This window comes from Flavobacterium panici (assembly GCF_903819335.1).
Taxonomy (GTDB): Bacteria; Bacteroidota; Bacteroidia; order Flavobacteriales; family Flavobacteriaceae; genus Flavobacterium; species Flavobacterium panici.
The window spans coordinates 34336-48471 of the sequence record NZ_CAIJDE010000034.1 but is presented as its reverse complement, the minus strand read 5'-3'; the positions used below and the strand labels follow the sequence as shown (position 1 = coordinate 48471).

Sequence of the window (14136 nt, the reverse complement as noted above, 5' to 3'; positions counted from 1 at the left end):
AATGTGACAATTTGAAAATTAGATAATCAGAATAATGATAAGTCATTTTCTAATTATCTAATTTACCAATTATCTAATTAGTTATATTTTGCTGAAATTTCTTTTGCTGCTTTTTCGATAACATCAGTAATGTTGTCATCTAATTTACCAGCTTTCAACGCGTTAAGCGTATCTTTATGTTTACTGTTTAAGTAAGCTAAGAAATCAGCTTCAAATTCTTTTACTTTATTTACAGGAACGTTTCTTAATAAGTTTTTAGAACCAGCGTAGATAATTGCTACTTGGTTTTCAACTGTATAAGGATCATTTAAACCTTGTTTCAAGATCTCAACGTTTCTTTTTCCTTTTTCAATTACGTTTAAAGTAACAGAATCTAAGTCAGAACCAAATTTAGCAAACGCTTCTAATTCACGGAATTGAGCTTGGTCTAATTTTAAAGTTCCTGAAACTTTTTTCATTGATTTAATTTGAGCATTACCTCCAACACGAGATACAGAGATACCTACGTTAATAGCAGGACGAACTCCAGAGTTGAACAAATCTCCATCAAGGAAAATCTGACCATCTGTAATCGAGATTACGTTTGTTGGGATGTATGCAGAAACGTCACCAGCCTGAGTTTCGATAATTGGTAAAGCAGTCAATGAACCACCACCTTTTACGATAGACTTGATAGAATCTGGTAAATCGTTCATGTTTTTAGCAATTCCGTCATCAGCAATTACTTTACAAGCACGCTCTAATAAACGAGAGTGTAAGTAGAAAACGTCTCCAGGGTAAGCCTCACGTCCCGGTGGTCTTCTTAATAAAAGAGAAACCTCACGGTAAGCAACAGCTTGTTTAGATAAATCATCATACACGATAAGTGCCGGACGACCTGAATCTCTAAAATATTCTCCAATTGCAGCACCTGCGAAAGGAGCATAAACTTGCATTGGAGCTGGGTCAGAAGCATTTGCAGCAACGATAACTGTATAAGCCATTGCTCCTTTTTCTTCTAACATTTTTGCAATTCCTGCTACAGTTGAAGCTTTTTGCCCAATTGCAACATATATACAGAATACAGGTTTTCCTGCATCGTAAAATTCTTTTTGATTTAAGATAGTATCGATACAAACAGTTGATTTACCTGTTTGACGGTCACCGATAACAAGCTCACGTTGTCCACGTCCAACCGGGATCATAGCATCAACTGCTTTTACTCCTGTTTGTAATGGCTCAGTAACTGGCTGACGGAAGATAACTCCTGGAGCTTTTCTTTCTAAAGGCATTTCGTATAAGTCCCCACCAATTGGTCCTTTTCCATCAATTGGAAAACCAAGAGTGTTAACTACACGTCCTACCATTTGCTCACCTACTTTAAGAGAAGCAATACGTTGTGTTCTTTTTGCTGTTGATCCTTCTTTGATTCCTGTTGATGGTCCTAAAAGTACCACACCAACATTGTCTTCTTCAAGGTTCAATACAATAGCTTCAAGTCCGTTATCAAATTCAACTAACTCACCATATTGTACATTCGATAACCCGTAAATACGAGCAATACCGTCTCCAACTTGAAGTACTGTTCCTACTTCCTCTAGCGTAGCACCAGATTCAAAACCTTCTACTTGCTTTCTTAATATTGCTGAAATTTCAGCAGGTTTGATTTCCGCCATCTTAATTTATAATTTAGACACTTTTTATGTGTAATAAAACTAATTACTTAACTCTCTTTTTAATACTTGTAATCTGTTTGCAACAGATGCATTGTATTGATTATCACCTATTCTTAAAATAAATCCACCTATGATAGAAGGATCTACGATATTTTCAATTGTAATTTTTTTATCTGACAAAGTTGCAATTTTAGCTAAAACTTTAGCTTCTAATGCAGCATCCATAGGAATTGCAGTTGTAACTTTTGCTACTTCAATACCATTACTTTGATCAAATAATTTGCTGTATTCTACTGCAATTGCTTCTAGAATTTCAAATCTTTTGTTTTCAAATAATAAATGAAATAAACCTTTGGTTACGCCATTTACATTTGCGAAAACTTCTAAAAGAGCACTTTCCTTAACTTCAACTTTTGTAGTTGGGTTTTGAATAAAGGTACTCAATTCTGCATTTGTCTCAATTGCCAAAGCAATTGACTTCATATCGTTATTGACAGCTTCGGCAACACCTTTAGAGTTTGCTAAGTCTAGAATTGCTTTTGCATAACGAATTGCTGCTCTTGTACTTGCCATAATCTTAGTTTAACTTTACGTCACCTAACATTTTCTCTACTAATTTAGCCTGAGATTCTTTGTTAGATAATTCTTCTTTCAATAATTTTTCAGCAATACTTAATGATAAAGTTGAAACCTGAGATTTCAATTCTGCCATTGCAGCATTTTTTTCGCTTTCGATAGCCGCTTTAGCCTGCTCGATCATTTTTTGACCTTGCGCTTGTGCTTCATTTTTAGAATCAGCAATCATTTTCTCTTTCATTTCGCGAGCTTCTTTTAACATTGCATCACGTTCAGCACGAGCTTCGTTCAAAATTCTTTGATTGTCTGCTTGTAAGTTTTGCATTTCTTGTCTAGCATTTTCAGCAGAAAGTAATGCATCTTTAATACCTTGCTCTCTATCATTTACTGCATCAAGAATTGGTTTCCAAGCGAATTTTTTCAATAAAAATATTAATCCAACAAATATTAGAATCTGCCAAAAGAACAAACCGAACTCAAACTGATTTATTAACTTTTCCATTATATATGATTATAAATTTTAAATTATGTCTTTTTAACTGCACAAGGCAATTTTAATGTTTTAATTTTAAAACAATAGTTACAACCAACCGTTGCAACTATTGTTTTTTGTGTTTTAATTAAGCAGCGAATAACGCAGCGAAACCAATTCCTTCAATAAGTGCAGCAGCGATAAGCATAGCTGTTTGGATTTTTCCTGAAGCTTCTGGTTGACGAGCGATAGCGTCCATTGCTGAACCACCAATTCTACCAATACCTAAAGCAGCTCCGATTACGATTAATCCTGCTCCAATGAAATTTAAACCGTTCATATATGTATATATTAAAAATTAAACATTCTATTTGATTTTAGATTTTTGACTTTAGATTTTAGATTATTATAATAAATCTGAAATCTAAACTCTGAAATCTAAATTTTAGTGGTGCCCCTCCTCTTCGTGGTGGTGCTCTTCTACTGCTGAACCAAAATAAAGTGCAGACAGCATTGTAAAAATATAGGCTTGTAAAAATGCAACTAAAATCTCTAGTATAGAAAGTGCAAATGATAATCCGAAAGAAAGACTGCTTCCAATCCAGCTCTTAAAGATAAACATTAATCCGATGATACTCATTAATACAATGTGACCTGCGAAGATATTTGCATACAAACGAATCATTAATGAAAATGGTTTGATGAAAACTCCTAGCAATTCAATTGGAGCCAAAATAATTCTCATTGGTTTTGGCACTCCCGGCATCCAGAAAATGTGACCCCAGTAGTTTTTATTTGCAGTAAGGTTTGTAATTAAGAAAGTAAGGATTGCTAAAGAGAATGTAATTGTTAAATTTCCTGTAGCATTAATTCCTAGTGGAGTTAATCCGAAGATATTTAAAAACAATACAAAGAAAAATATTGTCAATAAATAACTCATGTATTTTTTATGGTGCTTTTCTCCAATATTAGGAATAGCAACTTCGTCACGAATGAAAACTACAAGCGGTTCAAAGAATCTTCCTGCTCCAGAAGCGATTCCTCCGTTTTTAGCGTAAGATTTTGCTAAGCTTGTAAATAACCAGAACATTAATAATGCTGCTACAAAAATAGAAAGTACCGTTTTTGTAATTGAAAAGTCTAACGGACGAACATTTGTTGGATGACCTGTTTTTTCATCTTCAGTAATTGTTCCGGCAGCATCTGTTTTATAGATTTTACCATCATGATGATTAATCACGTAATAATTTCCATTTGATTCTGCTACTGCATGACCGTGGTTAAATTTTGAAGAAGAAAAAATTTGAAGACCATTATCCAAAATAATTACCGGTAATGGAAAACCATAATATTTACCAGTCTCATCATCTTGTGTTAAAGTAAAATCATGAGAGTCCAAAACGTGGTGGCCAATGAAAGCCTTAATTTTAGATTTTACATCAGTTGGTTCTGCATGGTGCCCTTCAGAAGCTGCTTCGTGAGCTGTTTCAGTTTGAACATGCGCCGAGTCTTTTTCTGAATTAGAAAAGCTCATTAGTGGAAGACAAGCTACAAAAGCTGCAAGAATAAATCTGAGTGGTTTGTTTGAAATCACCATATCTGTGGAAATTCTTATTTTTTATGTTTCTAAAATTTGGTGCAAAGGTACATTTTTTATTAATATTCAAAAGGATATGAAAAATTATTTTTGAACCTTGTTTTAAAGAATCCGCATTTTAACGCTTTTCATTTAATAATCGGACAGTTAAAATCGTTTGAAATAACAAAAAGAGAATAAATGTTACAAAAAAATTGATTTTTTCAACACGGATGTTGTGAATCTTGTCGGATAAAATCGGCCGCAAAACAAAATAATACACAAACATTTGAATAAAAGTTCCAAGCATAAAAAACATTCCGATGCTGTCGAACTTATCTTTTTTGAATTTTACTGTTAGTGTTAATAGTAAGGCAGAAAAAAATAAAAAGATCAAATACAATACTTCTATATTGTAATGAAAGTTTTGATCATTAATTTTAAAAATATAAAAAACTCCCTTATGTATTATATAGGAAGCAAATGCAAGAATATGCAGATGAAGAATAAGTTTGTAGTTTTTTAAAAACATCCCGAACATTTTTTTGCAAAGATGCAATATTTATTCAAGCCGTTTTTAAAACTTAATTTACTTTGTTTTGTTGATTTCGTTTACCTGACGAATTACATTATATAATGCAATTGCAACTCCAACCATAACTAATACTTTATTATAGTATATTTTTTCGCTTGGATGGTTTTCATCTAACCAGGTTCCTAAATAAGAAAACAAAAAAATAATAACCCCCATTTGAATAGGAATATTTATGAGGGCTATCCATTTATTATTTTGTTTTTTATTCGGGTCCTTTTCCATCTTCTAACATAATTACTGGATTTGAATGTGCCAGCATGGTACAAGTTGCTGTAAACTCTGCTCCTGGTTCTATAGACAGTTTTCCAACGGCAACTTCGCCGTGAATTTTTGCCGCAGCTTTGATATTAAGGATTTCAAGAACTTTAATTTTTCCGTGAAATTCTCCCTCAATATCGGCATTATTACAAATGATTTCTCCTTTTACTGCGCCTGTTGCGCCTATCACTAATTTTCCCTGTGAGGTGAAATTTCCAATCAATTCGCCGTCTAATCTAAAATCGGCTTTTGAAACAATATCTCCTACAATAGAAGTTCCTTCAACAATTCGGTTTGTTTTTCCTAAAAGTTCAGTTCCGTTTTTTTTTACTTTGTCAAACATTATATTATGGGGTTTTTGGGGCAAGGTAGGCGTCTAGGTTCTTTTTAATTTGAACCACTTTGTAATTATCTGCTGATATAATAATTGACGGATATGCAATTTTATATTTATCATCTTCTCTCAAAACTCCTGCCACATCTCTGGCATAAGCTTCAGATTTTAAACCATGAATTGACACAAAACTTTGGGTTCTGTTGTATTTATCAAAAGACGTTGTTAGTCTCTCAAAATTTTCGACTAATAAAAATACTCTAATTGCTTCTTCAATTTTTTTAACTGTTTTAGTATCCGTATTAGAAACCAGATATACAATTTTCCAGTTTTTATTATCTACAGTCGTAAAATTAAGTCTTTCTAAAGTTGGCACATCTTTCTCCAAAATTTCTCTTGCCTTTTTGCCTTCTTCACTATTTGGATAATTATCTGCCACGTTTTCTAAACCTTTTTTATAAGCATCCAGTCCGTTGACTTTTCCTAAAGTGTTTGCCTTTAGTAATTCAAACTTAGAAACAATCTCTTCTCCAGAATATTGATTGATCAAATTATCAATATTATCTAAGACAACATCAAAATTCTCTTCCTGAAATAGTTTATACCATTTTTGGTATTCTTTTTCAGGCGAAGCAATATCATCAGCATTTGTATTATTTAAAATCTGAGCATATCTCGAAGTTGGATAATTTGTTGTTATGTCTGATTTAATTCTTGCTGCTTTTTCCGGATCTGTAATTTGATATATTTTATACAAATTATACTTCGATGGAAGCACCAATTTTTCTTCTGGATTATTTTTAAGTAATTGCTCCAGTTTATCACTTGCCAGTTTATATTCCTTAAATTTCTCCTTATATATAAGACCTAATTGATAATAGGCAAAGTTGCGTTCTTTACCAATACTGTCCATTGCTGTTTGTGTTTTCGGAAGTTGTTTTTCGTAAAAAGCAGTTGTATACTTTTCAATAACAATGGTATCTTTCAACTTCTCCGCATCCGCTTCATTTATACTGTCATTGAGCATTGCTGCATCATTTGCAGATTTTATTGTGGCCAGTCTCCAGTTGCCACCAAGCGTTCTGTTACCCCACATTTTTTTAAACTGAAGTTTTCCGTATGCAACTGTTGTTGGGTTGTAAAAATAAAAAGTACTGGCGGCGGCATCATTTCCAGATGGAGGTCTTATCCCGTCATCAGGATCTACAGGTTTTCCTAATGAATTCGGATTTACTGATGTTGGTGCACTCGAAGCATTTGTGTTTCGGTCAATATTTGCTAGCTTCTCTTTTTCTTTCTCTTCTAAAATTCGTTTTGCTTCGTCTTTCTTTTTCAGCTCGGCAATATAATTTTCAAAATAAATTTTTCTGTCAGCATCAGGCAATCCGTAAACTTTAATAATACTGTCATTTCGTTTTGCAATTCCTTCGTATTTAATTACGTTGTCAAGATTTTTTCTGTTTTTCTCTATTAAAACAAATTCCCTTGTTTTTGGATCTAACTTGGTCAATGTACTGTCATAATATTTAGCAGCCATTGTATAATCTGTATTTTTAAAATACATGTTTCCAATGTTTCGGTAAGCCGATGCCATTAAATAAGGATCTGTAGATTTTCTGCCTAGAGATTTATTGTAGAATTTTAATGCATTTTCTTTGTCTTTCTTTTTATCATAGAAAACTCCCATTTCATAAAAAAGGACATCATAATAAGGTCGGTTTTCACGATCTGCAACTAGCTTATTATAGATTTTTAAAAATATAGTATCGTTGCCTTTCTCATAATCGTACATCTGCGCTTTTTTTGCGTAAGCGTGCATCATGTATTTCCTGTTGGCTTTACGATTCATATCGATTACGCCATCATAATAATAAGTGGCGCTGTCTTTATTTCCAACTTCCTGATACATTTGTCCCAGGATGAATTTATAACGGGCACGATCTTCATTTATTCTTGAAAATTCTTCTGCAATTCTAAGTTTTGCAACGGCACTGTCTCTTTCTTCTAAATTCAGGAAAGCTTCGGCCAATAAAGCATTGGCATCAGAAAATGTTTGTTTATTTAAATCTGTTTTCTTTAATAATTGATTGATGTTTTTAACTACAATCGCATCATTTCCTAAACGCATATTGGTTTTTTCGCGCCAGATTTTTGCTGTATAAATATTACTGCTGTTTGGATATTTGTAGAGAATGTAATTGAAAGCATCTAAGGCCGGAATAAAACGCTGATCATAATATCTGGCTTTTCCAAGCATTAAGTATGCTTCGTCAATTTGATAGTTTCTTTCTCTTCCTCCAATATTCATGGAGTGTTTTTGAATTGCTTTTGTTGCTTTAGTTTCTGCTTTTTCGAAGTCAGGATTTTTTGTTTTTGATCCTTCCGAAAAATTTTCATCAAACTGCATTTTTTCTATAGGAAGCCTTTTCCAAAAATTATCCTGATTGTTTGCCTGAATAGCCAGCAGCCCTTTGTCAAGACCAATTCCACCATTATACAAAATGTTATATTTTGTACTTAATGCATGGGAATTTCTGTTCACAAAAGTATTATTCTTGGTAGAACATGCTATCAAAAGGAGAAAAAACGTGAGAAAAAAACTATATTTAAGAGTATTCTTTTTCAATAGAACTGATTTTAAAGCATTAACTTCTAAAAAGCATTTTTAGTATAATGACTTGTAAAAATACACTTCTTTTTTGAAACTTTAGAGACTTATACAGCAAAAAACAATTCTAATTCTTGTAAGGTTTCTTCTGAGGTTTGAATATCCTTTACAATTTCACCTTTATTGAGTGCAACAATTCGGTCGCAAACCTCAACGGTGTGTTGTAAATCATGGCTCGAAACCAAAACAGTAACGTTTGGATTTTCAGCTAATTCTTTAATAATTTTCTTTAATCGGCTTACTGTTGTCGGGTCTAAATTTGCAAAAGGTTCATCTAAAATTACGACTTCAGGGTTTCCTATAAGTGTTGCAATAATTCCCACTTTCTTTTGATTCCCTTTTGATAAATCTCGAAGGTATTTTTTGTTGTTTAAAATTTCTCCGTTAAAAAATTCTTCATGTTTGGCTAACAATGCATCAATATCGGCTTTATTTTGATGACGTAAATCTCCAATAAAATAAAAATATTCTTCGGGAGTTAAATAGCCAATCAGGAAGCTTTCATCTAAAAAAGAACCTGTAAAAGATTTCCAATTTTCACTCGTATTTACCTGAATATCATTGCTTGTTATATTTCCTGTTGAAGGCTGGATTAAATCTAAAAGCAAACTAAAAAAAGTAGTTTTTCCTGCTCCGTTGTTGCCAACCAAACCAAAACTCTGTCCTTTTGGAATTTCAAGATTATTAATGTTTAAAACTGTAGTACCGTTATATTTTTTTGAAAGTTGATTTACTTGTATCATTGTAATTTTAGATTTTAGATTGTTGATTTTAGATTAATTATCAAATTGACTCATTTTCTAATTCTCTAATTAACTCTTTTGTTTATAAGCATTTATTGTACTATACTTTTCGATTTTATATCTTTTTTCGATTAAAGAAAAAACCTTTTCTTTAAAGATAAAACCTAAAACACCTGCGCCGGCAACTAATGCTAGTCCGAGGTTTTTATTGTCAAAATAAATTCCTGTTCCATATAGTCCCAAAGGCAGTAAAATTTTTGGAAGCGTTAATAACATCGCACTTACATTAAACGCTTTTTTATCTCCAAAAGCACCGCCTGCATTACTTAAATCGATTGGAGTTTTAGTAAAAGCACCTCCCAATAAAACTAAATGCGAATTGACTCCAATGTTATAAATTGCTGCAACAACAATCGTTAAATAAATCTGCCATCCAAAATAAATATAAAACGAAGCCAGAATTGTAGAAATAATTGTAGCAATAACAATCAGCCACCATTTTGCCATAATATAACCGCGATACGGAATATTTTGTGTCATCATTAATTGATAATACGCACTATCCCAGCTTGGAACAAATTGTCCAAAGACAAATAAAAATCCGCCCGAAACAAAAATCCCTGCTAAAAGGTGCATTACTGGTTTGTCGTAGGTTTCAATTCCTCCGGAGAAAAACAAAAATCCGTAGAACAAAAATAAAATGCTCATAAAAATAGTCGTTTTCGACCTTTTGTTTCTTTTGATAAGTTTAATATCGTTTTTCAGAAACGTTCCCAAAGTTCCAAATTGATTCAGCCACGAAAGATTTTCTGTTTGAGCAACATCTTCTTTTACAGAAAGGCCTGCGTCGAGATAAAGATTTTTTTTGAGGAATTTAAAACTAAAAATATACAAACCTGCTAATACTAAAACGGGAATTAAAAATAATCCTTTTATATTATAAAGTCCTTGAAAAAAGGGAGTTGTGAAAATTGTGACATCAAACAATTTGTAATATTGCGCACCGCCCAAAACAAGAATTAATCCAAGAAAGACAACAAATAATTTGTCGATATTGCTTAAAATTATATTCAAAAAATTGTTGATGTATATAAAAGAAAGCATTGCCAAATTCCAGAAAATAATTGCTGTTATATCATATCCTTCGATTGCTAAAACAACTGAAAACGGAACAAAGAATAAGGCATGAACCCAATTAAAAAAAGACAAAACAGTTTTGCCCAATGAAAAATGAACAATTACGGGTTTCTTAAAAGGCAAAACCAATAACGGTTTGATATTTAAAACGGGAATTGATTGCAGCAGCAAACGAATTACTAAATCAAGAAGAAAGTAATAAATCAAAAATCGGTTTACGGTTACAAATGGTTCCAGATGCATTTCTTTAAGAATGTAAAATGCTCCAACACCCATTCCTATAAAAATTAATGAAAAATAGATCATTAAAAACCCAAGTATAATTTTCATTGCCAGGTTTTTACCAAATGATGCCGACCTGATAAAGGCTTTCCATTCGAGATAAATAAAATTTTTAATCATGGTTAATTGGTTTTGATTTTTGTAGTAAGAGATCAAATGTAGGAAAACGTTACAAAAAAAGTTAAAAAAAATATTTTAGTAAGTGTCAATTACTTATGGTTTGCTACTTTTGCAAAAAAATTAAATCATGCCTTCATTCTTAAAACTTATAATTAAAGAGGTAAAACGTGAAACTGCCGATGCGGTTTCTGTACTTTTTAATGTTCCTGAAGAACTTAAACAAGACTATAAATTTATAGCCGGACAATACATAAATTTAAAATTAACGCTTGATAATCAAGAAATTCGTCGTGCTTATTCTATTTGCTCTGCACCAGAAAGCGGTGAACTGCGAATTGCGGTTAAGGCTGTAAAAAGCGGTTTGTTTTCGCAATTTGCGAATACAATACTAAAAGCAGGAGATGTTCTTGAAGTAGGTCAGCCGGAAGGAAAATTCACTTTTGAACCTGATGCTGAGAGACAAAAAAATTATGTTGCGTTTGCTGCCGGAAGCGGAATCACGCCGGTACTTTCTATTTTAAAATCAGTTTTAAAGAATGAACCAAAAAGTTCATTTGTATTGGTTTACGGAAACAGAACTCCTGAAGCAACTATTTTTCATCAGGAATTACACGACTTACAATTACAGTATGTTGGCCGTTTTTTCGTGCATTATGTTTACAGTCAGGCGAAAGTTGAAAATGCATTGTTTGGAAGAATCGAAAAATCGACCGTAAATTTTGTATTGAACAACAAACACAAAGAATTAGAATTTGATAAATTTTATTTGTGCGGACCTGAAGAAATGATCAATACAGTTTCGAATGTTTTGAAAGAGAAAAACGTAAAAGAATCTGCTATTAAATTTGAACTTTTTACTAGTTCTTCTGAAGAACACGTAATCCAGGGTTCTCAGGAAGGACATACTAAAATTACTGTTTTAGTTGACGATGAAGAAGTTACTTTTGAAATGTCTAAAAAACAAACTATTCTTGATGCAGCTTTAAAACATGGTGTTGATGCTCCTTACTCTTGTCAGGGCGGAATTTGCAGCAGCTGTTTAGGAAGAGTTACTGCCGGAACTGCTGAAATGACAAAAAATTCTATTTTAACAGATGGTGAAATTGCCGAAGGTTTAATTTTAACTTGTCAGGCGCACCCAACTTCAGATACTATTTATGTAGATTACGACGACGTTTAATCTTCTAAATTTTAGAATATAAATTCCAAATTCCGATTTTACACTTGGGATTTGGAATTTTTTTTGTGAGGTATTTCGTTTATCCCGTTTAAAATTTGGAAAGTATACTTTTCAAATTTAAGAAATACACAAAAAAGCATTCAAATAATTGGGTTATTTTTAAAAAACATACTAGAATTTTAGTATATTAGTAGTGCACTTAAGACTTGTCAAAACGTTTTTAAAACATTCAATATTATGGCAATGCATCACTACCTCCGTCTAACTTTTATATTACTTTTTGTAATAACTTCTCTTTTTTGTCTCTACTTCGTAATCAAAAAAAGAAGAAACAGAAAAGCTCCTAAACTACTTTCAAAAGAAAAGTATGATTGCTCAAAGAATGAGGGAATGACCGAAATATCAATCTCTAATGATAGCTTTTTTAATATTTGGCCTTATGTAAGTGAATTGAAAGCGGCTAAAATTCTATCGAAAAAAATTAAAGAATCTGAATTGGTACATAAAGTGTACAGAAATTCAACCAATGATTTTGAACACATTTTATTGGCTACAGAAAAAGAAAATCATTTTGTTAAAGTTGTAGTTGATAAAAACAAAAAGAAAGCGATAGGATATCTTCTTTTGGATTTATAAAAATTCCAATAAAAAAAATTCCAAATTCCAATTGTAACGTTGGAATTTGGAATTTTTTTTATTGACATTTTATTGCTTTTGTCACCCTGAGCGAAGTCGAAGGGCTTATATGCTGAGAAGACTTCGACTTCGCTCAGCCTGACAATAATATGTTATATTTGATTTTTAATTTTAGAAACAACGTCATCTGGAGAAATTGTTCTCATTGCATCTTCGTAACCTTCTACCATTTTATTTCCATAAACAGAAGTTGGTAGTTTTGGATATTGATTTCTGTCTGAAGTTAAAGCATTTTCTAAATTTTGGTTGAAAGGCAAAAATCCCGCATAAGGATGTGTTGCGCCCCAAAGTGTAATTACTTTTACCCCAAGCATTGCAGCAATATGTGCATTTCCAGAATCCATAGAAAGCATTACATCAAGATTGCTTATTAATTTTAATTCCTGCTGAAACTTAATTTTTCCGGCAACATTTATTACATTTTTAAAAGGTTCTGAAAGTGAATTTAAAATTTCAATTTCTTTATTTCCTCCTCCAAAAAGTAAAATAGTATAATCTTTATTTTCTGCCAGTTTTGTTATTACTTCCTTCATTAAATCTAAAGGATAAACTTTAGAATCGTATTGGGCAAAAGGAGCAATTCCAATTAGTCTTTCATAATTTTCTTCAACCAAATCTGTGATTTCTCCACCAAAAATTGCCTTTTTAGGAAAGTCAGGATTGGATAAATCTACAGGAAAACCAAGTTGTTCAAACACTTTTGCATGTCTTTCGAACATCGTTGGCAATTGCTTGAAAATTTTGTTTTCTGCTCTTGTCAATTCTTTTTTTCCTTCTCGGCCTTTATCTACAGTTGCTCTTTTTTTTCCGCTTAAAGCGAAAAGCAAACTCACCACTTTAGATCGTAAAACATTATGAAGATCTGCAAAAGCATCTATTTTGAGTTGTTGCACGTCTTTATATAAACGTAAAAGTCCCGGAAATCCTTTGTGTCTTTCTTTTTCATCAAAAGCAAAAAACTCAAGATTCGGGATTCCGTCAAAAAAAGGTTTAAAAAAAGGGCGGGAAATAACGGTTAGTTTCACCGTTGGATATTGCTTTACAAAAGCGCGTAAAACAGGAACCGTCATGGCGACATCTCCCATTGCGGAAAGTCTCATGACGGCTATATGTTTAATTTGGCTGTTAGACAACTCTGCCAAATTATTTTTTGTTTTGGTATAAAACCGGGTTCAAATCATCGTCGTTGTACATTTTCATTTGTTTGTACACTTTCATGAATTTTTCTCCACTTTCGATATCAGTCAATAATTCTTCAATTGCTGTAGATAAATCTGTTCTTTGCTCTAAAAGAATGTTTAATTTTTCCTGACATTTATCTCTGTGTTCCTGAGTCGCCTCTGCACGAGTCGCTTCTTCGTTCATGTGATAAATTTTTAAAGCCAAAATAGACAATCTGTCAAATGCCCAAGCCGGACTTTCAGAGTTGATTTTTGCTCCGTCTTTTGCTTTTACATGGCTGTATTTTTGCAAAAAGTAACTGTCGATATATTCAACCATATCAGTACGCTCTTGATTTGAAGCGTCGATTCGTCTTTTTAAAGTCAAAGCGGCTACAGGATCAATTTGCGGATCACGAATAATATCTTCAAAATGCCATTGAACAGTATCAATCCAGTTTTTTAAATATAATAAATGTTCGAATTTATCTTTTGGAAATGGATTGTTTATAGGCTGGTCAACATTATCAAATTGATGATAATCCTTAATGCTTTGTTCGAAAACAGAATATGCTAATTTTGAAAACATGTCTTTATTTTTTATAGATACAAAGATACTTTTTATACTTTTATGCTGCGAAAAAAAGAAATTATTTTTTGTTTTTATATAATTGTTCGTTAATA

At 32.4% G+C, this 14136-nt stretch carries 14 protein-coding genes; 2 read left to right on the top strand and 12 right to left on the bottom strand.

Annotation, left to right across the window (positions count from 1 at the left end):
* Positions 1–77: 77 nt before the first annotated feature.
* From atpA to FLAPXU55_RS06385, 10 genes are all read right to left on the bottom strand, one after another.
* Entirely contained in the window at positions 78–1655 is a 1578-nt protein-coding gene (gene atpA, locus FLAPXU55_RS06430) for a F0F1 ATP synthase subunit alpha (RefSeq protein ID WP_053472983.1), read from the bottom strand.
* Positions 1656–1694: 39 nt separating this feature from the next.
* On the bottom strand, positions 1695–2228 hold the full coding sequence (gene atpH / locus FLAPXU55_RS06425) for an ATP synthase F1 subunit delta (protein ID WP_180857024.1): 534 nt from the start codon (positions 2226–2228) through the stop codon (positions 1695–1697).
* Between the two features lie 4 nt (positions 2229–2232).
* On the bottom strand, positions 2233–2733 hold the full coding sequence (locus FLAPXU55_RS06420; RefSeq protein ID WP_053472985.1) for a F0F1 ATP synthase subunit B: 501 nt from the start codon (positions 2731–2733) through the stop codon (positions 2233–2235).
* Between the two features lie 118 nt (positions 2734–2851).
* The gene (gene atpE, locus FLAPXU55_RS06415) at positions 2852–3043 is read right to left on the bottom strand and encodes an ATP synthase F0 subunit C (protein WP_053472986.1); all 192 of its coding nucleotides are present in this window, start codon (positions 3041–3043) and stop codon (positions 2852–2854) included.
* Between the two features lie 105 nt (positions 3044–3148).
* Entirely contained in the window at positions 3149–4300 is a 1152-nt protein-coding gene (atpB, locus tag FLAPXU55_RS06410) for a F0F1 ATP synthase subunit A (protein WP_053472987.1), read from the bottom strand.
* A 568-nt stretch (positions 4301–4868) separates the two neighbouring features.
* Positions 4869–5096 carry an AtpZ/AtpI family protein gene (locus tag FLAPXU55_RS06405; protein WP_053472989.1) on the bottom strand — a complete coding sequence of 76 codons (228 nt, stop codon included), beginning with the start codon at positions 5094–5096 and terminating at the stop codon, positions 4869–4871.
* A complete protein-coding gene (locus FLAPXU55_RS06400; RefSeq protein WP_053472990.1) occupies positions 5077–5475 on the bottom strand; it encodes a bactofilin family protein in 399 nt (132 codons plus the stop codon). Before FLAPXU55_RS06400 ends, FLAPXU55_RS06405 begins: the two co-directional genes overlap by 20 nt.
* 4 nt (positions 5476–5479) lie before the next feature.
* On the bottom strand, positions 5480–8092 hold the full coding sequence (gene porW / locus FLAPXU55_RS06395) for a type IX secretion system periplasmic lipoprotein PorW/SprE (protein WP_180857023.1): 2613 nt from the start codon (positions 8090–8092) through the stop codon (positions 5480–5482).
* An 89-nt stretch (positions 8093–8181) separates the two neighbouring features.
* Positions 8182–8877 carry an ABC transporter ATP-binding protein gene (locus FLAPXU55_RS06390; protein WP_180857022.1) on the bottom strand — a complete coding sequence of 232 codons (696 nt, stop codon included), beginning with the start codon at positions 8875–8877 and terminating at the stop codon, positions 8182–8184.
* A 69-nt stretch (positions 8878–8946) separates the two neighbouring features.
* Complete coding sequence (locus FLAPXU55_RS06385) at positions 8947–10416, bottom strand: DUF5687 family protein (RefSeq protein WP_180857021.1); 1470 nt, start codon at positions 10414–10416, stop codon at positions 8947–8949.
* A gap of 127 nt (positions 10417–10543) precedes the next feature.
* On the opposite strand from FLAPXU55_RS06385, the gene FLAPXU55_RS06380 reads away from it, so the two are divergent.
* Both FLAPXU55_RS06380 and FLAPXU55_RS24075 read left to right on the top strand, forming a co-directional pair.
* Positions 10544–11596, top strand: a complete 1053-nt coding sequence (locus FLAPXU55_RS06380; protein ID WP_053472994.1) for a ferredoxin--NADP reductase — start codon at positions 10544–10546, stop codon at positions 11594–11596.
* Positions 11597–11986: 390 nt separating this feature from the next.
* Positions 11987–12232 (top strand): hypothetical protein, encoded by a 246-nt coding sequence (locus tag FLAPXU55_RS24075; RefSeq protein ID WP_235991996.1) that lies wholly within the window; start codon positions 11987–11989, stop codon positions 12230–12232.
* Between the two features lie 152 nt (positions 12233–12384).
* Here FLAPXU55_RS24075 and FLAPXU55_RS06370 read toward each other — a convergent pair whose 3' ends face one another.
* Entirely contained in the window at positions 12385–13392 is a 1008-nt protein-coding gene (locus FLAPXU55_RS06370; RefSeq protein WP_180857019.1) for a glycosyltransferase family 9 protein, read from the bottom strand.
* Between the two features lie 43 nt (positions 13393–13435).
* Positions 13436–14041, bottom strand: a complete 606-nt coding sequence (locus tag FLAPXU55_RS06365) for a DUF4254 domain-containing protein (RefSeq protein ID WP_053472996.1) — start codon at positions 14039–14041, stop codon at positions 13436–13438.
* Positions 14042–14136 lie beyond the last annotated feature (95 nt).

Excerpts from the sequence above, each read along its gene's own strand:
- atpA (WP_053472983.1), bottom strand. The coding sequence starts at position 1,655 with ATGGCGGAAATCAAACCTGCTGAAATTTCAGCAATATTAAGAAAGCAA.
- atpH (WP_180857024.1), bottom strand. The coding sequence starts at position 2,228 with ATGGCAAGTACAAGAGCAGCAATTCGTTATGCAAAAGCAATTCTAGAC.
- FLAPXU55_RS06420 (WP_053472985.1), bottom strand. The coding sequence starts at position 2,733 with ATGGAAAAGTTAATAAATCAGTTTGAGTTCGGTTTGTTCTTTTGGCAG.
- atpE (WP_053472986.1), bottom strand. The coding sequence starts at position 3,043 with ATGAACGGTTTAAATTTCATTGGAGCAGGATTAATCGTAATCGGAGCT.
- atpB (WP_053472987.1), bottom strand. The coding sequence starts at position 4,300 with ATGGTGATTTCAAACAAACCACTCAGATTTATTCTTGCAGCTTTTGTA.
- FLAPXU55_RS06405 (WP_053472989.1), bottom strand. The coding sequence starts at position 5,096 with ATGGAAAAGGACCCGAATAAAAAACAAAATAATAAATGGATAGCCCTC.
- FLAPXU55_RS06400 (WP_053472990.1), bottom strand. The coding sequence starts at position 5,475 with ATGTTTGACAAAGTAAAAAAAAACGGAACTGAACTTTTAGGAAAAACA.
- FLAPXU55_RS06390 (WP_180857022.1), bottom strand. The coding sequence starts at position 8,877 with ATGATACAAGTAAATCAACTTTCAAAAAAATATAACGGTACTACAGTT.
- FLAPXU55_RS06385 (WP_180857021.1), bottom strand. The coding sequence starts at position 10,416 with ATGATTAAAAATTTTATTTATCTCGAATGGAAAGCCTTTATCAGGTCG.
- FLAPXU55_RS06380 (WP_053472994.1), top strand. The coding sequence starts at position 10,544 with ATGCCTTCATTCTTAAAACTTATAATTAAAGAGGTAAAACGTGAAACT.
- FLAPXU55_RS24075 (WP_235991996.1), top strand. The coding sequence starts at position 11,987 with ATGACCGAAATATCAATCTCTAATGATAGCTTTTTTAATATTTGGCCT.
- FLAPXU55_RS06370 (WP_180857019.1), bottom strand. The coding sequence starts at position 13,392 with ATGAGACTTTCCGCAATGGGAGATGTCGCCATGACGGTTCCTGTTTTA.
- FLAPXU55_RS06365 (WP_053472996.1), bottom strand. The coding sequence starts at position 14,041 with ATGTTTTCAAAATTAGCATATTCTGTTTTCGAACAAAGCATTAAGGAT.